18 protein-coding genes are annotated in these 23999 nt (G+C 46.1%); 8 read left to right on the forward strand and 10 right to left on the reverse strand.

Annotated features, from left to right (window positions below):
* Nucleotides 1-3: 3 nt before the first annotated feature.
* The 5 genes from KJW29_RS23670 to KJW29_RS23690 form a co-directional block, all read right to left on the reverse strand.
* A complete protein-coding gene (locus KJW29_RS23670; protein WP_214626479.1) occupies nt 4-4314 on the reverse strand; it encodes a discoidin domain-containing protein in 4311 nt (1436 codons plus the stop codon).
* Between the two features lie 29 nt (nt 4315-4343).
* Nucleotides 4344-5426, reverse strand: coding sequence for a glycoside hydrolase family 99-like domain-containing protein (locus KJW29_RS23675; protein ID WP_214626480.1), 1083 nt, complete (start codon nt 5424-5426; stop codon nt 4344-4346).
* Nucleotides 5427-5510: 84 nt separating this feature from the next.
* Nucleotides 5511-7250, reverse strand: a complete 1740-nt coding sequence (locus KJW29_RS23680; protein ID WP_214626481.1) for a type 2 periplasmic-binding domain-containing protein — start codon at nt 7248-7250, stop codon at nt 5511-5513.
* Between the two features lie 66 nt (nt 7251-7316).
* Nucleotides 7317-8204, reverse strand: a complete 888-nt coding sequence (locus KJW29_RS23685) for a carbohydrate ABC transporter permease (RefSeq protein WP_214626482.1) — start codon at nt 8202-8204, stop codon at nt 7317-7319.
* Between the two features lie 15 nt (nt 8205-8219).
* Entirely contained in the window at nt 8220-9173 is a 954-nt protein-coding gene (locus KJW29_RS23690; RefSeq protein ID WP_246608351.1) for an ABC transporter permease subunit, read from the reverse strand.
* A gap of 328 nt (nt 9174-9501) precedes the next feature.
* Between KJW29_RS23690 and KJW29_RS23695 the strand changes: the two genes are divergently transcribed.
* On the forward strand, nt 9502-11160 hold the full coding sequence (locus KJW29_RS23695; protein WP_214626483.1) for a sensor histidine kinase: 1659 nt from the start codon (nt 9502-9504) through the stop codon (nt 11158-11160).
* Nucleotides 11138-12706 (forward strand): response regulator, encoded by a 1569-nt coding sequence (locus KJW29_RS23700; protein ID WP_214626484.1) that lies wholly within the window; start codon nt 11138-11140, stop codon nt 12704-12706. Before KJW29_RS23695 ends, KJW29_RS23700 begins: the two co-directional genes overlap by 23 nt.
* A gap of 29 nt (nt 12707-12735) precedes the next feature.
* On the opposite strand, the gene KJW29_RS23705 is transcribed toward KJW29_RS23700, so the two are convergent.
* Complete coding sequence (locus KJW29_RS23705; RefSeq protein WP_214626485.1) at nt 12736-13368, reverse strand: 2OG-Fe(II) oxygenase; 633 nt, start codon at nt 13366-13368, stop codon at nt 12736-12738.
* 271 nt (nt 13369-13639) lie between these two features.
* Between KJW29_RS23705 and KJW29_RS23710 the strand changes: the two genes are divergently transcribed.
* The gene (locus KJW29_RS23710) at nt 13640-13903 is read left to right on the forward strand and encodes an AbrB/MazE/SpoVT family DNA-binding domain-containing protein (RefSeq protein ID WP_214626486.1); all 264 of its coding nucleotides are present in this window, start codon (nt 13640-13642) and stop codon (nt 13901-13903) included.
* Nucleotides 13900-14307: a type II toxin-antitoxin system death-on-curing family toxin gene (locus KJW29_RS23715; protein WP_214626487.1), complete on the forward strand. Its 408-nt coding sequence runs from the start codon at nt 13900-13902 to the stop codon at nt 14305-14307. Before KJW29_RS23710 ends, KJW29_RS23715 begins: the two co-directional genes overlap by 4 nt.
* Nucleotides 14308-14379: 72 nt before the next feature.
* Here the strand turns inward: KJW29_RS23715 and KJW29_RS23720 are convergent, their stop codons facing one another.
* The 3 genes from KJW29_RS23720 to KJW29_RS23730 are packed head-to-tail and all read right to left on the reverse strand — an operon-like array spanning nt 14380 to nt 19879.
* Entirely contained in the window at nt 14380-15960 is a 1581-nt protein-coding gene (locus tag KJW29_RS23720) for a SagB family peptide dehydrogenase (protein WP_214626488.1), read from the reverse strand.
* A 53-nt stretch (nt 15961-16013) separates the two neighbouring features.
* On the reverse strand, nt 16014-17957 hold the full coding sequence (locus KJW29_RS23725) for a TOMM precursor leader peptide-binding protein (protein WP_214626489.1): 1944 nt from the start codon (nt 17955-17957) through the stop codon (nt 16014-16016).
* Complete coding sequence (locus tag KJW29_RS23730) at nt 17954-19879, reverse strand: putative thiazole-containing bacteriocin maturation protein (protein ID WP_214626490.1); 1926 nt, start codon at nt 19877-19879, stop codon at nt 17954-17956. The genes KJW29_RS23725 and KJW29_RS23730 overlap by 4 nt, the downstream gene beginning before the upstream one ends.
* 824 nt (nt 19880-20703) lie before the next feature.
* Here KJW29_RS23730 and KJW29_RS23735 point away from each other — a divergent pair.
* From KJW29_RS23735 to KJW29_RS23750, 4 genes are all read left to right on the forward strand, one after another.
* Nucleotides 20704-21339, forward strand: a complete 636-nt coding sequence (locus KJW29_RS23735) for a pentapeptide repeat-containing protein (RefSeq protein ID WP_214626491.1) — start codon at nt 20704-20706, stop codon at nt 21337-21339.
* Nucleotides 21340-21361: 22 nt separating this feature from the next.
* Nucleotides 21362-21967 (forward strand): pentapeptide repeat-containing protein, encoded by a 606-nt coding sequence (locus KJW29_RS23740; protein WP_214626492.1) that lies wholly within the window; start codon nt 21362-21364, stop codon nt 21965-21967.
* Nucleotides 21968-22043: 76 nt separating this feature from the next.
* The gene (locus tag KJW29_RS23745; protein WP_214626493.1) at nt 22044-22388 is read left to right on the forward strand and encodes a CidA/LrgA family protein; all 345 of its coding nucleotides are present in this window, start codon (nt 22044-22046) and stop codon (nt 22386-22388) included.
* Nucleotides 22385-23080, forward strand: a complete 696-nt coding sequence (locus tag KJW29_RS23750; protein WP_214626494.1) for an LrgB family protein — start codon at nt 22385-22387, stop codon at nt 23078-23080. The genes KJW29_RS23745 and KJW29_RS23750 overlap by 4 nt, the downstream gene beginning before the upstream one ends.
* 40 nt (nt 23081-23120) lie before the next feature.
* On the opposite strand, the gene KJW29_RS23755 is transcribed toward KJW29_RS23750, so the two are convergent.
* Nucleotides 23121-23999 carry a hypothetical protein gene (locus KJW29_RS23755; RefSeq protein WP_214626495.1) on the reverse strand — a complete coding sequence of 293 codons (879 nt, stop codon included), beginning with the start codon at nt 23997-23999 and terminating at the stop codon, nt 23121-23123.

A 23999-nucleotide genomic window follows, 5' to 3' on the forward strand; every position in this document is an offset into this window, starting at 1 on the left:
CTCTTAATCGATAAATTGCAAATATTGAAGCATCCGCTTCAGTATGGTGACAGCTTGAGCTCGTGTCGCTTCTTCCTTTGGAGAAAATGCGGAATCTGACAAACCTTGCATAATACTTGCATTTCGGGTGATAGCTGCCGATTCTAACGCCCAATCGGAAATGTCTCCCTGATCTGCGAACGGGTCAAGAACGGATTTCGCCGGATTGACCGTTTTACCGGTAAACTCTATCGCTCGCGCAATCATCACAGCCATCTGCTCGCGCGTGATGGTGTCGTGCGGTCGGAAAGAACCGTCTTCATAACCAAGGATTACCCCTGCCTTACTGGCTGCTCCGACCGAACCGGAGTACCAAGTCCCTTCTCCAACATCCGAGAATTTCAAATCCGTTACGGCAGTGGACAAACCAAGGGATCGTACGAGCAGCGCTGCGAACTGCGCTCTTGTCATACTTGCATCAGGCACAAATTCCTTATTGGTCATCCCATTGACAATAAGTTTGTTTGCCAGCAATGCGACATCCTCTGCAGCCCAGTGTCCAACAAGATCGTTAAAGGATCTCTCCGATTCGATTACCGTGTAAATCCCGTTATGAGGGGAATATATCGTGATCTCAAAACGATCATCTTTACGGGAAAGGACCGAAGGCATAAAATGCAAGCCGTTATCGTCATCCACCCATACGGCCGTCACTTTCGAAATATCCGAAGCGGCAGCAAACGAAAGTGTTCGACTGATATAGTTGCCGCTGAACTCCGAGACTTCTTTGCCATCGTATTCGACTCTGAAATCTACGGGACTTGCCAACATCTGCATGGATCCCATTTTTGCAACTCGGCTTTTAATGGCATCCGCCGTTTCTTGGGCTAATTTTGTAATCGTAATGGTGATCTTCGTATCCCTGGGAACATTCTTAGCTATCTTTGCAGGAAGTAGATAGCTGGCGCCAGCCGCCTTGATCAGCAAGCCTGCATCAGGCCATTTCTCTGCCGCATCGAGAAGAGCCGCAGCCGGAATATCAACCTTGACCACTGGATCGGTGTTCTTTACCTCGAGTACGAGCGCAGATTGTTTGCTCAAGGAGAAAGCTTGCGCCAGGACGTCCGCAGCCACCGCCAATCTGACGACTGTTTGATTGTTGTCATTATTTTCTCTAGTCACAGGAACTTGCAGATTGTTGTTGCCTAACTTAACATCGGTATAATTTGTCGGGGTACCGGGAACGCCAACAGGCCTTTCTCCTTCAGTTGGCGGCAAAGCCTCTCCCCATACCTTAAACTCTCTACTACTCGGCCAAGCGTTGGCATCGGTGAGCGTCATTCGTACATAGCGGTAGATTCCTGCCACTTCTTCGGTAATCATTGGACCCTGCACGCCATCATTCGTTCGATCAACAAGGATCTCCCAATCCGAACCGTTCGCCGAACCTTCGATCTTGTATTTATAGGTCTTGCTATCCGCGTCCGCAAACCATTGGAAGACATGAGTCAGGGCATACTTCTCGCCGAGATCGACTTCAATCCATGATGGATATTTCACGCCATCCACCAGCCATCTTGTCTCCGGATTTCCGTCTACGGCAAGATCCGGGGAAAACACCGCATCTCCTCCGTAATTGGTGTATTCCGAAGCGGTTGCCTGTTTTTTGTAAGCGAGATTCACTTTCTGCCCGGTAATATGGACCGGAACGGTACCCTTTACTCCCGAACCGTCTCCAGCCTCCGCACGAACGCGAACCGTTCCGTTTTTATTGGGATAGAGCAGACCGTTGTCATTTATAAATGCCGCATCCGTCGGCGATTGGCCGTCTTCCGCCCAGACAGACCAGGCAACGGCTTTGTTAGTTGCATTTGCAGGCAGAACATCGGCAATCATCTGTAAACTCTGCCCGTTTAACGCGATTTCATTTGTTCCTCCCTCGCCCGAAACTTCAATGGCGGCTACGGGGATATTTTCCGGGATGACTTCGCCGGTACTGCCATAGATTTCAAACTCCTTGCTGGACGGCCAGGCATTGGCTTGAAGAAACGTCATTTTTACATACCGATAGCTCCCATTGACCGCTTCCGTGATCTTATCCCCGGTGACACCCACTATACTGCGGTCTACCATCAACACCCAGTTTTCACCGTCTAATGAACCCTCTATTTTAAATTTATAGGTTTGGGGTACTGCCGCGTACTGAATGATTGTACCGAGAGCTTTAGGCTCTCCCAGATCAACCTGTAACCAAGATGGATATTGCACGCCATCTACAAGCCACCAGCTATCCATATTGCCGTCGACTGCGTTGGATGGATAATAGATTCCCGCTTCGCCATAATCGGCATAGGTAGAGGCGGTTACCGTTTTACCCCGCGCAAGGTTCTCAGGCTGATTGCTGATTGTAATTATTTTTTCGCCCTTTATTTCCGGCTGACCGTTGTCCGTCACTACCACTTTCACCTGACCGTTCGACTTCGCCGTTAGCAGACCGTCGCCGGCTATGGAAGCCTTAGTTGTGGGCGTGACTCCATCCATCTCGTAAACTTCCCATTTGACGGACATAAAACCGTCATCATCCAGCGGCTCTGCCTGATAGCCCATTTGCAATGTTCCATAAGGCTGTGTAATGGTGTCTGCTCCATTTGCAGTTGTTACAGTCAAACTTGTAGCATGTTTAATGGTAAGCAACTGCGGAATGTGATTTTTGTTTGGGAGCAGATTGTCCGGTTCGGTTGTCGCGTTGGAGAAAACTCTTCTAACTGCATTGAGATAATCGAACCCATACTTTTCTGTTGGGGCGATATAATGGCCCTCGGCATACTCGTTCCAGTTGTCGAGAAATAGCAATTTGCCGCTCAAATTTCCATCTGATTTAGCATTCATTCTGGTTTTCGCTTCGTCCAAAAGTCCTTCATACAAATTCGGGGGGATCTCCCAGACGGGTGCAGACGTGCCCCACGGCCGTGCATCCCAGCCGCTTGATAAAGTCATAATATAGGGAACTTCGCTGTTAGAATCGAAATTATTCCACGACTCGATGTGAGACTGGACATAGCTCTCGGACGTGATGTTCGCGTCAGTTGGATAAGTATCCATAAAGGTCGGGATGTGATAGGAATAAATATAATCGATTCCGATCTCTTTAGCGGCAGCGAAACTTTGTGTTGTATTCGTGTTCTCGGCTGTCATCAGGATAACGCCTGGATAGCTGGCAACCGCCACTGCCTGGCGGAATTGAGTAATGGCATTTTTGGCATTCTCTTCGCCACCGACATCGCTTATGAATTTGGACAAGCTGTAGATCGATACGATTGGCTTGCCTTCAACTTTCAGATAATTGGATTTGGAGAAATAGTCCTCTATCCAGAAAGGGACCACATTGTCCAGGAAATCATTGATGTCCGAGACACCGTCGGCCGAATCATTGGAATTTTCCCATTGTATGGCCCATTTCAAATACTCTCTATGTTGAGCGCTGTTGGCCAAGGAGTGCGTCAAGCCATCAAAGGAGGACATAACCGGGGCTTTGCCCTTATTTCCTTTTTGTCTAAACCAGCATGAAAACAAACCGTCTATGCCGTTCTCGACAGCCATCTTGATCTGCCAATCTGTCGACACGTCGTAATTCTCGTCATAATACCCCATGAGTGGAGTCCGCTCCGGATAAAGAACGGGGTTCGTGCTTTCCCAAAAATATCTGCTTCCCCATAAGTTGCACGACTGCGCCACTACGATTTTGTCACCGGTATCGACTGGAACGGGGGTCGGAACCAGATCCCGCGGCTGAACATAGGATTCGCCTCTGACTTCAAACTCCATGCTGCTTGCCGGGCTCCCGTCTCCGGAACCGGTAATCACAAGTTTGACAAATCTGTATCTTCCCTGAACCGTTTCTTCTATTGTGCTGCCGCTAACACCGGTTTGGGTACGGTCGGCCAGAACGGACCAGGACCAGTTGTTGGGCGTATTTTGATTGGAGCCTTCAATACGGTAGTACCAAGTGGTATCTGTCTGAAAATGCTGTTTCACTGCCCCCAGCGTAGTGATCGCATCCAAATCAAGGATAATGGTTTGAGGAAATGCTGCATTTGCCGCAACCCATCCTGTGTTAAGATCGCCGTCTACTGCTTTAACTGCGGTATGGATCCCCAGATGAGAGGACGAGTCGGCCCGGCTTCCCGGAGCTATATTGGCATACCCGTCCTCATCATTTGTCGTTTCCGATGCTTCAACTTTATTTTCTTCCAGACCGATATTGCCCAAACACGGCAAGAAAATTGAAAGGATTAACATACAAATTGCGATTTTGTTCATTCGTTTCCGATACAAAAATCCCATCCCCTTCCGCATATTCGCTTCTAAACTGTCTTGAATGCTTCACGTACAGCTTCCAAATAGGAAAATCCATATTTTTCGGTTGGAAAGATATAATGCCCTTCTCCGTATTCATTCCAGTTATCCAGCAAAATTATCGTACTTTCCAACCCGCCGCCGTGCCGGGTATCAAGCTCCTGTCTAGCCGTTTCGCATACTCTTTGAAAATCGCGGGGTTCGAGACGCCACGTTTGGTCTGTGCAAGAATAACCCCACGGTTCCGAATCCCATCCCATGGAACACGTCACGATATTAGGAACAGCCCCCAGGGACTGCTCTTCCCAGCATTTCTTCTGCGCGAGAATAATGGAATCGGGATTGCCGCCGAAAAATTCCGATCCGGGATGGGTAGAGCCATCCGCAAACGTAGGCCAGTGATACGAGAAGCTGTAATCCAGACCGATATCTTTCATAAGCTGATTCCGCTCTGTTACCGGCCCCCAGCAATATTGGCCGAAAAGGATCAAACCTTTAAATCCAGCCTCTATACAGCGCTTACGCATATTCTCGATCGCTCTTGCAGCAGGAAGACTTCCGCCAAGTTGCTCAACAAGCAGACCGATATTGTAAATCGAGAGAACCGGCTTTCCATCCAGAACAAGGTAATTGGATTTAGAAAAGTACTTTTCCATCCAATATGGCAGCAGATTTTCAATGAGATCGCTTTCAGAACCCACTCCGGAAGCGATGTCGTTGGCGTTCTCCCACATGATCATAAATTTCATTTGATCCCCGTACCTGCTGTGTTCCAGACCTCTTAGCCAATGATCGTATTCGGCCGTAATCGGCCGTTTCCCCAAATTATTTTTGGATCGATACCAACAGTTCATAAAGAAGTGAATGCCATGCTCTAAAGCAAATTTGATCTCCCAATCAATGATGGAAGGGTCCGCCTCATCATACCAACCAAGTACAGGCTTTCGATTTGCGAAAGGTTTGATTTTCTCCCATGCGGAAGAGCTGTTCCACAGATTGCATACTTGTGCCCCGACCAGGTATTTACCCGTTTCAATCCGAATAGGTTGTGTAGGCTGGCTGCTGTAATCCCGAATCCCGTCGCTTGCCAAATGTACCGCCCCCCTTATTGGGAGAACTCCGCCTTTTGTAAGGGGGAGTTCTCATTTTGCCTATCTTTATATGGAGGTTAATGACTAGTTAAGCTCCGAGAGGGCCTTCTGCATTTCCCCGTCCCAGAAAGTGTAAACCTTGTCAATCCCCATCTTCTCAAGTTCCTTGATGATCTTTGCTTTGTGAGCGCCGAAGTCATCCGCAAGAATCAGCTTGATGACCTCCTGGTTCAGATAATTGACGATACGGTCCGAAATCAGCTTAATCTCGTCCGGCTCGCTAGGCGGCAGCAACGGAGAAAGCTCCGCTATGCGTGTTTTGCCGTATTCTTGGCCCTTGGGCGGTATCTTGTTCGGAAATTCCGCATTGTAGTAAGAAGTAATTTCCTTTTTTAGCGCATTTTCAGGCTTTTCCAGCTGGATCTCCATGTAGGATTGATTATTTCTGAAATCAAGTGGATTCTTGGTGCCAGGGACGAATCCCGTAATATCCAGTCCGGATTGGTTCGCATATTTCCGATATCCGAACTTCAAGGCGTTTTCAGCGTCTTTCTCGTTTTCGAAATAAGTATCTGTATACTTATACTCACCGTTCTCGTTTACCCAATCCTGTCCCTCGATTCCATTAATAATCGTGAGTACGCCTTCAACAGAATAGAAGTAGTTGATCAATTCCATTGCTCTTTCCGGATTTTTTGAGTCTTTGCTGATGGCATACACAAAGTTCTGTCCTTTATTTTCCGTATTATAATAATAGTTTTCTCCACTCATAGGAATGGGGTTGTCTGCGGTCCAACCTTTGTCGTAGATCTGCTTGGATTGCAAATAGGAGTTTGATCCGCCAATTACCCAGTTAATATAGGTGGCAAGTACCTGCCCGGTATTATATTTCTGGACAGCCTGATCATACTTTTGCGTCCAACTGTCCGGGTCAATGAGCCCCGCTTTGTTGGCCTTATTCCAGAAATCAAGATCAGCCCAGAATCCCGAGTTTTCATTGGTATATTTGTTGAAGTATTCGAAAGAATCTCGGTCGATTTGAAGAATATTCGTCAGTCCGCCTATAACCTCTGCTCCTTGGCGTCTTACGTTCCAGTGATCGGCCAGTATTCCATAGCCCCAGTCCAACCATAATGAGAACCCGTGGTATGGCTTTCCATCCTCGTTATTAGGATGAAGCTTTTTCATCTCTGCGACAACCTTGATATAATCATCGGGCGTTTCGATTGCCGGGTAACCGAGCTCCTTGTAATAATCCCATCTTACATAGGGGCCCGCCCAGATCGTTTCAGGCAATACGGGGCCGTCCGTGCTAATTTCGGAACCAAGGAATTTCAATTGCCCGTCTCCGAACATTTCTTTATAATAAGAAATCGTTTCCGGACTGATGTTCTTTTTGATGTCTTGTCCATATTTTTCGAGAAGCGGTTCCATATCAATAACCAGGCTTTTCATTTGGTCAAAATTTTTCTTGGGAATAACCATAATATCTTTCAGATTGTTAGTGGCGAGAATGGCTGCCAGCTTCTCGTCGGATGGCTGGGTTTCCATATCGAGCTCGATATTAAACTTCTCTTCGATATGCTTCATGATCGGATCTTCCTGGCGTCCCGGCGGGGAACTGGCCCACAATTCCGCTGCCCAGAATGACAAGCCTACCTTTTCCCTCGGATTTTCCTGTGCGGCTGTCCCACCCTGATTCGTTGGCGCTTGTTTACCTGCGTTATTGTTTTTCTGCTCGCGATTGTTGTCTGAGCATGCAGTGTTCAATGCGAGTGCAGCAATGAGGATCACCGTTGACCATTTTCCCATTTGCCTCTTCATACCTATACCCCCAGTTATTTTTTAATCATGCTTATTGGTAACCTGCAAGCAGGCCAATAACGAAAGTTATCCTTTTACCGATCCCAGCATAATGCCCTTTACAATAAACTTTTGCATAAACGGGTAAACAAGTATGATCGGAAATACCGTTACCATAGTGATTGTGGTCTTGATCGAAAACGAATCAAGCTGCTTGTTGCTCGCAACATTGTCCAAATTGATATTACCCTGCATGGCTGCTCGGGCAAGAGACTCTGCCTGCTGCAGGTAGTTGTAAAGCATGAGCTGCAACGTTTGAAGATTCGGATTGGATACAAGGAAAAAGTTGTCCTGCCAGGCATTCCATTGACTCACCGCATTAAACACCGCTACGGCCGCGATTACCGGCAGACAAACCGGTGCTGTAATCCTCCACAAAATCGAAAAGTATCCGGCTCCATCGACTAGGGCCGACTCCTCAAGCGCAGTCGATATCGATTCCATGTACGTCTTGATCAATATAACTGCGAAAGGCGAAATCATGCCAGGCAGTACATAAAGCCAAAAGGTGTTGTTTAACGATAGAGTTTTCATGATAACGAACCAAGGTATGAGTCCGGCGTTAAAGAAAAGCGTAATCACAGTAGCTCTATAGATCCACCTTCTGCCCGGAAGAATATTTTTAGTTACCACATAGGCCAACATGATAGAGAAGAACAACATCAAAGCAGTCCCAATGATCGTTCTTGCGGCCGAGATACCGAAAGCCATCAAAATTCCGTCCAGCTTTAGAACACTTTTGAAATTATCCAGATGGAATCCGACCGGGAAGTAAAGCACCTCTCCCATAGCTACAGCGTGCGCATCGCTCACAGAAGCAATAAAGATGTAATAGAAGGGATAGATACACAAGAAAGCGAAAAACAAGAAAATGGTTGCATTGATAATTTGAAAGGTATAATCTCTTTTTTTCATCGTTTTCCCTCCTTGTTAAAATATCGACTGGTTTCTCAATTTCTTCGAAATATAGTTGGCACTGAACAGCAGAATAACACTGATAAGCGTCTTGGCCATTCCGATCGCCGTAGACATCGGATAATTATTGAGCGTGATGCCGAGCCTATAGACATACACATCCAGCACCTGAATCTTGGATTGGGTAAGTCCATTCTGAAACAGGAAGTATTGTTCAAATCCCGTATTTAGCAGCCCGCCGATATTCAACAACAGCAGCGTGATGAAAGTGGGAATCAGGCCGGGCAAAGTGATATGCCACATCCGCTTGAATCGACCCGCCCCATCCACCGAAGCTGCATCGTATTGTTCCTGATCGATCCCCGCAATTGCAGCAATATAGATGATGGCCCCAAAGCCAAGCGATTTCCATATCGAGATGGCTGTTTGAAAATACCAGACAATGTCGGGGTTTGCCAAAGGGTTAAGCGGTTTGGAGATCCAACCCAGATTGAGCAGTACTTTATTAAGAATGCCATCCCCTGGAGCAAATATAGCGTAAGCAAAAGAGAATACCAGAATCCAACTGATAAAATTGGGTAATGTGCTTATCGTCTGAATAAGCCTCCGTAGTCTGCTATTGGTCATCTCCATAAGGAAGATGGCAAAGATTACGGCAATCGGCGTAGATAACAGACTGAGAAAACTAAGAACAAGAGTATTGCGCAGCACGTTGGACAACTCCGGGTCGTCAAACGCGAACACAAACCACTTAAAGCCCACAAACTCGGTATCTAACATTTTGAGCCCCGGTTTGTAATCGAAAAATGCCATAGCCCAACCCGCCAATGGGAGATAAGAAAATACGACCAAGATAATAACGCAGGGAATCGCCATTAGCAGCAGGGTTATTCTTCCAGAATCCATCCCCTTATTTCTTTTGGCAACGTACACCTTCTGTTTATTGACCTGCAAGTTGTTTGTTGACATCTAAGTACCCCTAATCTATGATATGTTTAATTTCTGAAGTCCCGTAGGTTCATAGTAATACGTTCCCGTAATGAGATGCTATGATCAGAACTTTAGTAATTTGCAATAATTATGGACTCTTTGCCTGGAGGTTAACTAAACGATGATGTCACTATATTCCAGGTTTATTAAACGAAAATTTTTTAATCGTCTTCTTATCATTTACACGGGGATCATTATCCTTACGGTCATTCTATTTAGCATGTCCGTCATTCACAGTCTAAAGCGGTCCGCCGAACAAGACGGTCTATACAAAGTTAAAGAAAGCGCTTCCAATGCAATGAATTATATGGAGGAAAAATCTGAATCCGTAACTTTACTTACAAGACAGATTTATCTTAATCCGGTACAACACCAAAGTATGATGGACTTTTTGTCCCGTAAAATTACCAATTACAACGAAGCTGATTATATGGGAGCAACTGTGATCAATAACTACCTCAATGCGGTTGCATCCCTGGATAACGATATTTTTGATGCCGTACTGTATAAGAAGATCAGCAAAGATCTCATGTTTACCTCAAATTATTTGATCTTGAACAGCCAGAGTTTCATTGCGAACAACACATCCTCTTTCGGGAAAATGGACGATGATTTTTATGGTCTCTCGATAACTCCCTCCTATCTTCAAGACTATGCAACCTCAAAGCAATTGCGTATTTTTTCGATTTCATCGAACATCCGCGCGCCCTTTGCCCTTTCCGGCGGGGATAACACTTCATTGTACAACCGAAGCATCGCCATCCTGACCGTAAACTATAACGCGGAGCGAATTGTCCGCCATTTCGAAAAAATGGTTAGCGGTAAGTTTTCGCCTGAAATTATGGTATTAAGTCAAAACGGCGACGTGATTTTGGACACTACCGGCAACTATTACGGGAAGACATATCCTCATTTCCGGCCAGACAGTCCTACACCGATTAACTTGGAGCCATCCAGTCTCGTCAGTTCCTTGTATCATGAGAAACTCGGCTATTATGTCGTAGCTATACTGCCGCGCTCTCAAATGCTGGTTTCTATCCAGTCCTCCATAAACACGGTTGTACTTATCGCCGCAGTGTGCGCGGCGTTTGCCTTATGTTTCGGTATCGTCAGTATTCGATTATTTTCAAGAAGGGTTAATCTCATCAATAAAGCCATCCAGAAAGTACAGATGGGCAATTTGAATTACCGGATTCCCGTCAGTAAAAATCAGGATGAGATCAACAGCATAGCGGTTAATTTCAATCATATGTGCAATATGCTCAAGGATTATATCAATAAGATTTACATTTCCGATTTGTTGCAAAAGGACGCCCAGATCCATGCGCTTCAAGCTCAAATCAATCCCCATTTTCTGTACAACACGCTAGAAGTAATCCGAATGGAAGCATTGTCTTACGGAGATGAGAGTACAGGACATATGATCGAGCTTCTTGCCCAATTGTTTAGAAATAGCATCAAAGGAGAGTTGGTCGTTACGATCAAAGATGAATTGGAATTCTGCAACAACTATCTCGAACTGTATCATGTCAGGTATAGCAACAATCTCATATTCGACTTCCAAATCGATGAAAACATTCATCAATTCGGTATTCCCAAACATCTGTTGCAACCGATCATTGAAAATGCTTTGATTCATGCCGTCGATCATTCGAGACCGGAAAACCAAATAACGATCCAAGGTTATAGGCAAGAGCAGCAGATTGTGATTGAAATATCGGATGACGGGCAGGGGATGGATGACTCAACGAGGGATCAAATCAGAGAACAGCTCAGAATCACTAGTGAAATAAACCATAATAAAATTGGTCTTTCCAATGTTCATAGGCGTATTCAATTATTATTCGGCAAGGAATACGGAGTGGATATTGACAGCAAATCCGATAAGGGCACTACCGTACGTATCTGTATTCCAACAAAGAGCCGAGAGGAGATGCTGAACGATGTACAAAGTTTTGCTGGTTGACGACGAGCCGAAAATTATTCAAGGATTGCAGCGTTTGGTTGATTGGGAAGATTACGGCATGGAGGTAGTCGGCACAGTCCAATCCGCAGCGGAAGCGATGGCGATCATGGAAGGAAGAACGATTCACGTCCTGATTACGGATATAAAAATGCCTGAAGTGGATGGACTTCAATTGATCCAATGGACAAAGTCCTTCAATCGGCTAATCAAATGCGTCATTCTTAGCGGTCATGCCGACTTTCCGTTGGTCAAGGAAGCAGCTATGCTCGGAATTGAGAATTACTTGCTCAAACCGGTCAATCGGGAAGAGTTGTCCGATACATTAATTGGGATACATTGGAAAATAGAAAGCGATTTATCTGAACAAACACAATTGAGAAGCGATGCAGTCATTTTGAGAAATAATATTATCAACCGCTGGTTAGTAAATCGAATCAGACGCCAGGAGCTTGAACAAAGAGCCGATTTGCTAAACATCAAATTTGATTCTCCTTCTATCATCGTCAGCTTAATAAAAGTCTTATATAAAGATTCCGATACCGATCGCGACAGGGATTTGATTCAGTATGCCGCCGAAAATATTTGCTCAGAGCTTGCAACGTGGGCTGTCACAGTCTGTGATCCCTATGGATATATCGTATGTATTTTTCCTGGCGAATCCGAAGCTACAACCATGCAAATCCGGAGTGTTTTAAAGGACTGCTCCGAAGCCATTGCAGCCTATCTTAAACGCGATGTGTTTATTACGGTCGGGACCCGGGAAAAGGAGCTGCACGACGTCCATCTCAGTTATAAACGCGCACTGCATTTAATGGATTACAGCCTTGTACTGCCAACGAATACAATTATGGATGACTCGGAGCAGTCACCTCTAAAAAACATCTTTCCAATCAACATCGATTACAATCGATTACAGTCTTATTTGATCAACGGCAATGGCGCCGGTGTATTGAGCTTTATCGAGGAAACGTTATCCGAACTATCCCGTGCAGGAGGTGTTTCGCCTTCGCTCGTACAGAATGTCACGATTGAAATTGCCCACCATTTGCTTAGCTATACCCATAAAATAAACCCTGATCATGCGTTTCAGATGAAAAATCAAGGAAGTCTTGTAGCAGAGCTGCAGCAACAAAAAAACATGGATGAAATAAAGCTTTGGCTTAGTTCGCTAGCACAGACAGCTTTGCAGGCTGCTCATTTGAGAGACGATGATAGGAATCCGATCATCAAGCGCATGCTGGACTATGTCGATCGTCATTACATGGAAAACATTTCATTAAAAACCATATCCATTGCTTTTAATGTGAATGCGGCGTATATGGGACAACAATTTATTAAGGCCATGAATGATACCTTCTCCAACTATTTAAACATCAAACGTATCGAGAAAGCCAAGGAGCTGATTACGACAACCGATTTGCCTCTGCAGGAAATTGCGATCCGGGTCGGTTATCATAACCAAAGCTACTTTAACAATATGTTTAAGAAACATACCGGCGGTTACCCTACAAAATACAAAATAACGGCAAGATCCCTTCATTCCTAGGTACTGACATAATATTTGTAAGTATCAACCTAACATTCCCGAATTCGTTGCTTACGCATCCATTGCGTAGTCACCCATTTCTCGCCGCGGATAACAGGCTTGCCGCTATGTAGTGTAAGTTCATTTAATGCTTGATTACTATAAAAATATTCGAAGTAAACAGCAGAACCTTTAACCGGTTTAACCGTAATCTCTAAACTCGGGAATGTGGTTTCTCCTCCTTCTTCTACATCATTTAAATATATGATTAATGTACTCATTCGATTATTATCACTAGAGGGATTATTGGACCCAAAAAAATCATAATGCTCTTTAAATTCTTGTCCAGGTTCATACTTTAATACTTGCAACCCTTCGGCATGTACAATTGGCACATGCATCAAGCTTGATATGCGGTTCTCAATAATAGTAATTAAAGGGCTTTCATTTTCATCAAAAAACATTCCGCTGCTCGTACGAATTTGACTCACTTCTTTATTAGCCAACTTCGATTTTTTAAGACGAGACGCTGCGGAATCAATAAGTGCTTGGCATTCTTCATCGCTTAGCACACGATCAAACTTCATTAATAGAGGTTCTTCATTTAAAACTGTGGCAGTAATAATGTGATTGTCAATAGAATAGACAGATTGAATGGGTAAGATAGAAACTTCAGTTATCATAAATCAATCAACCTCCGTTATATTCTTTTATGATGACAAAAACATGAATCTCTAAATGAAGCACAGTGCATTCCGACTGATTAAAACGATATTGAAATCTATCAAATATTGGAATGCATTTCTTTGCATATTTTTTGGACTATGTGTATGAAGTAGGGAAATAGGACTTTTTATCCACTCGCGCAGACGGTAACTTTCTGCCAGTTGAATTTCAACTCTACAATTGTATAATTGTTATAACAGTTGAATGCATTGATAAGGAGGGAACTTAATGAACAGGATGGTCGAGATGGAACGAAAAGTGACTAAATTCGGCAATAGTCTAGGAATAACCATGACTGACGCTTTGAAACAAATTGGATTGGATCAGGGTGACATAGTTACCATCGATGTTAGCCCAGAAACAGGGGAAATCGTCATTAAGAAATCGACGAAAGTTTCCTTACCTGACGGAATTAGTACGGACTTCATGGATACATTGACAGATGTCATTGAGGAATACGATCAAACGCTTCGTGGACTTAAAGACAGATGACATCCATTCGATATCTATCCGTCCAAGAAGTGATAGCTATCAATGTAGCCATGATTCAACGTTATAGCCCGGGGGAACATATAGGAGTGAAAGAACCTGGATTGCTCGAATCGGCCATCCATAGGCCTCAATCTTCTGTCTTTGGCGAAGACGCTTATCCCACTATTTATGAAAAGGCTGCCGCTTTGTTCGAATCGCTAGGTCAAAACCATCCTTTTCATAATGCAAATATACGAACAGCTTTTACAGCACTGGTTATATTTCTACGTTATAATGGTCTTCGTTTTAAGATGGATACCAAGAAAGCCGAGGATTTTACGGTGGATATGGTGAATCATCGATTCGATCGTCAACAAGCCGCTGGGATCATTGAAGCCCACTCCACCATGATTCCAAGATCATAAAGTGCAAAAACCCCATCCTCTCCCGGATGGGGTTCTACATTTGGTGGAGACGAAAGCTTTCCCCATACTCTTCTAGCCATGCAACCCTCCCGTTATACGAGGGCTATGACGATAGGGGCCTACTGGGACTTGGATCAGGCTGGTTAATCCTTGCGAAGACATCTTGTAGATCTCGTCGCATAATCGGGCGTCAAAGCCTAGGAGCGGATGTCCCCCTAACCCGATAGCAGATGCTGTTAACAGCAATCGCTGTACAAGCATCCCCGCTTCCATCTGCTGGATGCGGTATCCCCTGTACCCCATCGTTGTTGTAAGATGATCCTTGGCTCCCGCTATATGAAAGCATAACGGTACTTGAAACAGGTTCACATTATCGGAAGGCATTCCCCGCTGCAGTTGGAGCCGATAATCCCCAGGATGTATCAATCGCAATGCATGAGCATCGCTGTCATAATGATAAGCACCTTCTGGAAAACCATCAACATTATACAGACATACGTACAGGGAGACGCGGGAAACGGAGTTCTCATGGCTTCCATCTAGATCATTCCAATACCTGAAGGAAGCCGCCGTCTCCTGCAACAGCAACGCCAGCTGCTCTTGGCTTACCTTGCTCATCATAAAATCACTGTCGGGCGAATACCGCTTCCGGCTCACAGATGCCAAATCATACATCAACCGCTTCATACGGGGCAGAGCTACCGCCGAATCCTCGCTGTCAACGATCTTCTCTTCCCTAATTCGCGGTATCGACGGAAGTGATTCGAATAGGGAAGCCTCGTTCATTCTGATTAGCATCGGAAATTCCTTGACCCTCCGGGACCGGATATAATGGTCATGCCGAACCGTTGGCAGCTCCCGGCACAATTCGCTAGCAGAGAAAATGTCCCCACTCTCATTCGAATTCGCAGCCCAATAAATCCCGGGCTCTATCGACAGCGGAATTACCGCATACACGCTTTCCTCTTGTTCAGATACCCCAAGAAGATGATTTACGGCTCGATCAAGAAACTGGAAATACACCCCCGATGCAAATCCAAACCGTTTGGCCACTTCCAAGAGCTGCCCCATCAGCGTACCCGCATCAAGTCCTTGCAAGCGATAGGAAAAGTTATTGTATTTAAAAAAGTTTTTCCAAAACATGCTCGATACAAATACGGCGCCAAAGCAAGCCGACACGTCATAACGATTACCAAGAGCCCTTGCCAAATAGGAATCGAAGTCGCCTTCTCGCAGCAACACCAAACGATGATGCGCTACATCATAATGATAGACCCCCGCAGGCAAATCCTCTACCTTTAGATACACATATAATTCATTCGGATATAACGCTCCCCCCGAAGGAGCAAACCGCCGATACAGCTGAAGCAGGCCCATGGTTGGCATCATGGAATTCGAGGCGAGGACTGCTTGGGACATTTGAGTGAGCCCAAATACGTACCAGAGAAAATGACCCATCTGGCGGAGGTCGGGCAACAGCTTCGCTTCACTTCCCTCGAGCGTCAGCGGTACTTCCGGAGAGAGCTGAACCACAGGCAAACCGCGATAAAGCTTATAGGCAAGCGGTCCGTCTTCCCAATCCACCGCCAAGTCGGGCGGTTTGGTCTTATCGATGTCAAAATGCAGATCGTGCAAAAATGCTTCCAAACTCATCCTTGTCCCTCCTTATATAACGAGGGTGGTCAACCACGCCGCATTTTTTATACTTATGGAAACGGATGCGGATAGGGATTGAGATCCTCTAGCTCAAGCGGCTCCTTTACGTACCCGAGCTCCGCAGGTACGCGGAGCACCCGCTCCAGCCCTGCCAGACGGGTAAACTGGTGCCCGAATGTCATCGGCAGCATCCCGGGGATCAGCACTTTTACGCAATGCAGACCATTTCGTTTAATTTCCGGCGCTGTTACATCTACCACAATGACATCGAGATGGAGCCGGCGGAATGTATGAAGAATGTCCTTCAGGTCATCCGTTAAATCAGTATGCCTTGCTCCCCGCTCGAATTCCTCTTCGAACGTTCGCAATGGGCGATTTTCATCCAGCAGGAAGTTCAGACGGTCCTGCGCTTGCGGCAATCCGTAAAGCAGGGAATGATCCTCCATCTGCTGCACCAGGGAGGAATCATGGAACATTCGAACATACGTCTCGCGGTTCGCCTCCAATTTCTCGTCAAGCGACTGCATCATGCCGGCCAACTCGAGAACCGCACCCTTCACGGCCCTTACCGGATCCGGATGAGCTCCGGCCGCACAGATGAGATTCACTCCTGTTTGCTTTCTGTTTTTCGCGATTCCCCATACACTTGGAATGCCATTCTCCATCGTCGAGTTAAAGAAATGTACATCAAACCCCGCCACTGCCTGCAAACGATCGATCATCAATCGCAATTCCGGGTCATTAGCTGAATTTAAGTCAAGGCGCGGGAGAGGCAGCCGAGCGTACCAGGTCATCAGAAACGAATCCCGCTCCACCACTTCCAATATGCCGTAAAAAACAGCCTCCTCCAAGCTCCCGCCTAACGCGCACCCGTTGGACGTTTCAAACACAAAGTGGTGCCCGCAGCCCGTGCCGTAGTAGGCGAGCTGCTCTGGAACCAAGATTGGACGCTCTTGCAAAAACGAATAGCCCCATACCCAATCGATCGGCTGATCGGGATTAAACGTTGTAAAAGAAGCCGTTGGCCGAGCATATTGCTCCTCTGTATGCACCCCTACGGTAACAGGGTCGAGCGCTTGATCTTTCAGGCTGCGGAAGCTGCCACGGACGACCGTCCGTTTGCTTCGGGGCGCCAAACCGCAGTACCGCTCGAGCCCCTCCAATATAGCGGTCAACTCGCTCGCCGCATAGGAATGAGATCGGCCCGCCGATCCCACATCCTCTCCGGGCAACGGCAGATTGACACTCACGTCGGCAAATAGCGACTTAAGGTTGGCCAATTTCAAATTCAAAAAGCCGGTTCGGTAATCCAGGTAGTCGTTGGTCAATACTTTACCCAACTCATCCATGGAGCGGCAGCGATAACTGTCTGCGCTAATCTTAGGGCTTGGTTGCAGCGAAATACGGGCTGCTGTCGAGGAATCATCCTGTAATCGACTGCAAAACGGACACAGCGGATCAGGAAGAATGCGGTGAAGGGAGCTCTCCAGCGTTTTTAAGTTGATCAAAAACAACTTCCCTGCCGATTGAACCGTTTTGCCTTGCAATAACCTTCCAGTCTCATCTGCCAGCAAGTGAGCGACCTGGAAAAGCCCCGTACGTGACGCCCATGCATCACGCGCAATCCCCCCATGCGTTCCCAACCTCTGCTTTAGCCCCCGCATCTCTTTGCGTTCACGCCCCGCCATGAGGCGCCGCGTGTCTGCACACTGGGAGCAACCTTGTATCCCCGGTTGAACCAACGGTCCGACTACGCCTTCACCAAATGAAACGAAACCGCGCAGCCAAGGAATGCCAGCCGGTTGCAGCGCCTCTTCCGCCTTTTGATGAACATAAGGATGCCAGGCATCGTGCAACACCAGCACCAAATCCGCCTTTTCAGGTACTCCTGCCTCGAAATCAATCTGACGAAAAACCTCAAATTCCGGTGACAGTTCCCCATACACGCAGTCTGCCAATACCCCTTCTCCCACAATCGCAATCCTAGCGCTCACCGGGATTCCTCCTCTCGCAGCACCACACCAAATACTCCTGCTATTTCCTCCTTCAAAAACGGTTCTACTGCCAGATCGAGAGCCAAGAGCCTCATACTGTTCGAATTCAAAACCTGCAAGGCGGCCTGAAGCACCTCATGTTGCGATGTCGCTTCACAGGCAGGGATCTCGACGAACCTTAATGGCATCCGCTCTTCCAGATGCACGGATGAAAACGCCAATGCTTGCGAATGGAGGCCATCCGGTTGGTTTTGTGCTGCTAGCAGAGCCTGTTGCAATGCCTTCCGCAAAGCTAATGTCACATTTAAGCCTGCATGTCCATACCAGCCATCCCTCATACCGACCCACATCACAGGAAATCCGCACACTTCCTCTCCCATGGCGATGGACGGCTCTCCCTTCATGCTCGTCAAGGCCTGCAGATAATAAGAGCAGTGTCGATCCTCTACCGTACCTAACTGTACCCGGGAGACAATGGATAACTGGTGCTCCCGCCGCGTGACCAATACTTCGTCCAAGCACCTTTGCAACCCTCGGCAAATCCCTTCCGCAACCGTTTCTCCTGCTCCTACGCCAATAAACTCCTGCGTTTCCAGAGCAACGGGCAAACCGGCCATTCTCGATACATAGGCTTCAAGCCCGGATAACCCCGCTTCCCGCCTTGCTTCCTCATGCGTCAGATCGGCACAGATGATGTCCGGTAGCAGACCGGCCGGTCCTTCCGTTATTGGATCCATTGCCTGAACGCGGCACTGAGATAGCGGCAGCTGCTTTAAATCCCCCTCTTCCCAAGCATAAAAAATCCCTGATTCCGCCGATGTCAGCCGGATGAAGTAAGGAATTAATCCGTTCTCGCTTTTGTTCGAGCTCCGTTCAAGCCGTCGATCCAAATCATGAATCCATTCAGGTGTGCGAAATCCGGTCACAAGCGGATGAGGGATAAACGAATGCCACCTTCCTTCCAAGGTCTCCAGATCCAATAGGTAAAACCGATTATTTTGTTCCGAATCGTCCGTTCCCGTCAACTTTTTAAATAATTCAAACACGATCACATTGGCCAACATCGCTCCTGCTGTAGAAGAAAAGGCATGCAATTGCGGATCTTTAGAAATCGCGGACTGGTGTATGCGACGCCATGCCGACTCCCAGCATCCCTCGGCATCCGGGCACACTAGCGGTCCCGCCATACCGGCTTGTTGCACGAATACAGCAGAAAGAAATACCTTTTTCTCCTCCCTGCAAGCGGCATGAAGAGCATGAAGTCCCTCGATATCGCCCTCTCGCGATACAAACAAAATCGAATCAAACGGCCTTACAATCTCCCGCCAGCCACTCTCGTCCTCCTTTGGCAAGGTAACTTCCGCCACAGCCACCTCGGAATCGGACTTACGGGCATGTACCGCTATTTCCGCCATTCGTTGCAGGTCAGTAGAATCCGAACCCGAGACCAGAACATAAAACCTTGGCAGCCCGGATTCCAGCAGCGCAGAAACCGCCGATATCAAGAATGGACCGGAACCGACCACCAATACGTTCGCCTGACGATAGGATTGAAACCGATACGCACCCGAATCACCAAAATGATCCAAAAACTCAATTTGAGAGGCATACTTTTCGAGAACCTCTTCCGGCAATTGATGCGGTGCATCTTGGCCTACATCCCGAACATAGCCATTGCGATACAAGACTTCTGCAATGTCATACACCTGGTTTCGGTGTTGGTCCGGCAATCCGTTTGTTAAATCCCCCAGTCTATGCTCCCCGTTGAATATCGGTATCAGCTTTTCAATCCACTTATCGATCGCCTCACCTTCCATGCGGAACGAGCTTACATTGTTTCGGAAATACACACCGCTCGAATCAGGGAGAAAAAACGTATCTCGTTTCACCTTTAGACGCATGGAAGGATTTAACTTTCTCATTCTATTCCTCCTCATTAGCTGTTCTCGATCTGCCCCAATACTTTACAAATAATTCTATGTCCAGCTCTTTGTCCGTCATGTCAGTAACGTTGTAACTTCCGTCCATTCACTCCCAACGCAAAACGCCCCCAAAATTAGATTAGATTGACCCGGGGGTTTCTCTACTATCTATTTTAGGGGCGTACATCAGATTGATTCAGTCAGTGGCCGTTCTCCGTCTTATCTTCCTCCATGTTGACAGTTATGGCAGTTATGACAGTTATGGCAGTTATGACAGTTGTGGCAATTTTGACAGTTGTGGCAGTTATGGCAGTTGTGGCAATTAAAGCAGTTAAAACAACTAAAGAAGCAATTTAAACAACTGAAGAAGCATAGACGAGCTGGTTGCTCGTTTTGCACGTTCCAAGGAGTCGCCTCGCTGGCCGTAATTGGGGAAACACTTAAATTCGATAAATCATTTTGGAAATTAGTCATATTCTTGCCTCCATTTTTTATATTGCTGGCAGCATAACCTCGCACTGGAATAAGATCAGGACCAACCTCCCCAATGAGTTCCGCCAATTTTAATGACAACATATGAATGGATCTCCGCACTTGTTACTGATTAAAATGCCTATATTTTGTTTTATCGTTCAGTCAAGTTGGAAATTGCGGTGAAACGCAAAAAGGAACTTGCCCCTTTGCAGTGACAAAGCTCCTTTTTCGTTATCGTGGATAATTGATTCTTCCTATTTAATCTACACAAGTGTACTATAGTACATATGTTCTTCTTTATATAACTATCCGACTAATGATCTATCAGACGATGAAAGATGGGGGATAATGTGAAATTTAAAATTGAGCAACCTAAAATCCTAGTTGAGTTACTCGAAACAAGATCCATTCACTCATTAGAATCAAAAGATGAGATCAGCAATGCAGTTATTGAAAATACAACAATTGAATCTCAGGATGCAATCAGGGTTTCCATGGATAAAATGATTTTTAGAAACGTAACCATTACGGAGTCTTCGTTGGAGCAAATCGAACTCACAGATATTGTTTTCGAGAATTGCGATTTTTCGAATGTTAATTTTTCAAGTTCATTTATGCATCGTATTGAATTTAGAAATTGCAAGCTCATTGGTACAAGCTTCTCTCAAAGCAGATTTCAAAATGTCCGTTTTCTGGACTGTTTGGGCGACTTTTCGAATTTTCGCTTCGCTACATTTAAACAGGCGGGTTTTGAAGATTGTTCATTAATAAGCGCCGACTATTATAATTCTACTTTTCAAAAAATATTTTTTACTCGTTGTCATATTGATCAGGCTTATATGATCGGATCAAAGTTAATGGGCGTCGATCTTAGCGATTGTACCTTTGACGAATTAAGCGTAGAGCTTCAAGATTTAGATGGATGTATGATTGCTAGTCATCAGGCCTCGACTTTTGTGGGACTTATGGGAATGATTATTCGATAATCGATACTCGGGAGGCGTTATTATGTTTCAATATAGTAATGAAAAATATGAAGGAGTTAATTTTAGCAGCCAAGATCTGAGGTATGGAGAATTGGTTAGTTGTATTTTCACACGTTGTCATTTTTCTAACGGGGCATTAGAGGAGATAATGACGAAAAACTGCCGCTTCATTGAGTGCAAATTTCAAGGGGCATCACTAAATGGCTCCATTCATACGGAATCCGCTTTTGAGAACTGTAACTTTAGTCAAGCAAATCTCTTTGTTTCAAAATTTGAAAATTGCAAAATGACAGGGTCGGACTTTTCAAACTCAAATATGGATGGGATCACGATTCTTCAAGGAGACTGGTCTTACACAAACCTTAGACATGCCAGATTAACAAGACAGGATTTACGCAGGATTCGTTTTTACGAGGCGGATCTCTCTGAAGCAAATCTAGAAAAAACGGATCTGAGGGAATGTGATTTTACTAGAGCGATGTTATCAAACGCGAAATTACAGGGGGCTGACATCCGTGGCGCTACAATGGATGGTATCGATTTCAAAGCATTTGCTCTAAAGGGTGTTCGAATGGATAGGGAACAATCTGTTTTGTTCTCGCGTTCTTATGGTGCTAAAGTTGATTGAACGTAAGCGATATTATGGATCCGTAATAAAACATGGTTCATCATACGGAACAATTTCATTTGGAGATGATGGTCATATGCGTGCAATAGCCATTTTATTTTTCTTCTTGTTATTAGGTACAATTTTGGAACGGCTTGCCGGCGTCCCGCTTCCTGGAAACGTGATCGGGCTTCTTCTCCTGTTTCTCTCGCTTGCGTTTGGATGGGTAAAGCTGGAATCAGTGGAAAACGTATCTGTGTGGCTGCTTAAAAATATGATGCTTTTCTTTGCCCCCCTCATTGTTGGCGCAATGGTTTTCTTCCCATTATTCCAGAAGGAATGGTCTGCTCTAGTCATGTCCTTGTTGTTTGGAACATTATCAGTCGTGCTCGCTACTGCGCTCACGGCAAAATTTTGGCCTGAAAGAAGGGAAAAGGAATGAATGCGCTCGATTCATTGTTGTCTTCCCCGGTTTTTGGCGTTACTGTGACGGTAGGATTCTATGTATTGTCCTTGCACTTGCAGCGCCGATGGTTGTGGCTTCACCCCTTATTCCTTACTTCAGGTGGAACCATCCTGCTGCTCATCCTCGCTGATATCCCTTATGAATCTTACGCCAAAGGCGGCGATATCATCACGTTCTTTCTCGGGCCTGCGACAGTAGCGCTTGCGGTGCCCCTCTATAAACGACGTTACGAGATACGCGAACATTTTATTCGTATCGTCGGCTCCATTACGGTTGGCAGTGCCGTCGGCATCGCTTCCTCTTGGTTTCTAGTTTTCACTTTTGGCGGGAGCTGGGACCTGTTAATCGCTTCTCTCTCAAAATCGGCCACCTCCGCCATTTCCGTCGAGCTTTCGCGCAGCCTCGGCAAACCGCCTGAGTTAGCAGCCGTCTTGACCGTGTTGACCGGACTGACCGGCAGTATGCTAGGACCGCCATTATTGCGACTGCTGCGATTGGATGGCGCCATACCTCTTGGACTTGCCATTGGCACCGCGTCACATGGCATTGGGACCTCGCGCCTGATGCGCGATAACGAGCAAGCTGGCAGTTACGCAGGCCTTGCGATGGGAATAACCGGGATCGTCATTTCCATCCTATTCATCCCGATAGTCTGGTGGCTTCATTAAAGGGGCGCAATAAGGCCGTTTATGCTTTCTTTACAGTGCTTCATATGTTGTCAAAAATCCAGGTGCGCTGCCATGTATTACTTTGACCCGGCGCAAGCTCCAGCTTATGAAAAGCTTCTACGCTTACTATATGATCTGCGCACCACATCGTCATGCCGCAGATATCAATCTCGTCCTTTACGTCCACACGGGCGCCGGAGGCTTCATTTATCATCGACCATTCGAATATTTGGGGGTTGCCTATTTGTATCTCTTCCAGCGGTACCTTTACAGAGGCAGGTGAAGGCGAATATTGCGCAAAGGTAAATCCATATCCATCACCTTTTATATGCCCGTTTAGCACGTCTTTCCCCATGTCTTTGATTGAATCCATTCGTATCTTGTAATCCGGCCCAAGGGCCATAGAATTTATGGTAAGAAAATTATGGCAATATTCGCGGATGCTTACCGGCTTTTCTCCCTCGTTCTTAACCGTGATTTGCATGATGAGCCTATTATCCTTAACCAATATATCTTTTTTTTGGCTTATTGCGTAACCCATACAAAGTCGCGGTTCCGTTATGAATCTGGCGCCGTCCTTACTTTCCTCGACACGAATGTTGTACGGCTCGGCATCGTATCTTTCCCAGAACTTGTACGGCGCGTCTTCGAACTTATTTAAAAGACCGACGCCGAATTTTGGGAAAGGCTCGCCTATCTTTGCCTCTGCGCTGACATCGAAAACATATTCGCTGCAAAGTCCACGTCCGCCGGAAGACGGATGGGAGAGATTATTAGGCTCCGAGGCGCAGAAACGATGCACCCCATCAAGCACGATTTCGGTTATAAATCCCGCACGGTCGAAACGCGTAGTTATATTGGGTACTTCGTTCGGGTGCGCAATCTCAACACGCAAACGATCTGATTTTATTTCAAACAT

The sequence above is a fragment of the Paenibacillus agaridevorans genome, assembly GCF_018604145.1.
In the GTDB taxonomy this organism is placed as follows: domain Bacteria; phylum Bacillota; class Bacilli; order Paenibacillales; family Paenibacillaceae; genus Pristimantibacillus; species Pristimantibacillus agaridevorans.

Coding starts and splice junctions, on each gene's coding strand:
- KJW29_RS23680 (WP_214626481.1), bottom strand. CDS start 7,250: ATGAAGAGGCAAATGGGAAAATGGTCAACGGTGATCCTCATTGCTGCA.
- KJW29_RS23685 (WP_214626482.1), bottom strand. CDS start 8,204: ATGAAAAAAAGAGATTATACCTTTCAAATTATCAATGCAACCATTTTC.
- KJW29_RS23690 (WP_246608351.1), bottom strand. CDS start 9,173: ATGTCAACAAACAACTTGCAGGTCAATAAACAGAAGGTGTACGTTGCC.
- KJW29_RS23695 (WP_214626483.1), top strand. CDS start 9,502: ATGGAGGAAAAATCTGAATCCGTAACTTTACTTACAAGACAGATTTAT.
- KJW29_RS23700 (WP_214626484.1), top strand. CDS start 11,138: ATGTACAAAGTTTTGCTGGTTGACGACGAGCCGAAAATTATTCAAGGA.
- KJW29_RS23705 (WP_214626485.1), bottom strand. CDS start 13,368: ATGATAACTGAAGTTTCTATCTTACCCATTCAATCTGTCTATTCTATT.
- KJW29_RS23710 (WP_214626486.1), top strand. CDS start 13,640: ATGAACAGGATGGTCGAGATGGAACGAAAAGTGACTAAATTCGGCAAT.
- KJW29_RS23715 (WP_214626487.1), top strand. CDS start 13,900: ATGACATCCATTCGATATCTATCCGTCCAAGAAGTGATAGCTATCAAT.
- KJW29_RS23720 (WP_214626488.1), bottom strand. CDS start 15,960: ATGAGTTTGGAAGCATTTTTGCACGATCTGCATTTTGACATCGATAAG.
- KJW29_RS23730 (WP_214626490.1), bottom strand. CDS start 19,879: ATGAGAAAGTTAAATCCTTCCATGCGTCTAAAGGTGAAACGAGATACG.
- KJW29_RS23740 (WP_214626492.1), top strand. CDS start 21,362: ATGTTTCAATATAGTAATGAAAAATATGAAGGAGTTAATTTTAGCAGC.
- KJW29_RS23745 (WP_214626493.1), top strand. CDS start 22,044: ATGCGTGCAATAGCCATTTTATTTTTCTTCTTGTTATTAGGTACAATT.
- KJW29_RS23750 (WP_214626494.1), top strand. CDS start 22,385: ATGAATGCGCTCGATTCATTGTTGTCTTCCCCGGTTTTTGGCGTTACT.
- KJW29_RS23755 (WP_214626495.1), bottom strand. CDS start 23,999: ATGTTTGAAATAAAATCAGATCGTTTGCGTGTTGAGATTGCGCACCCG.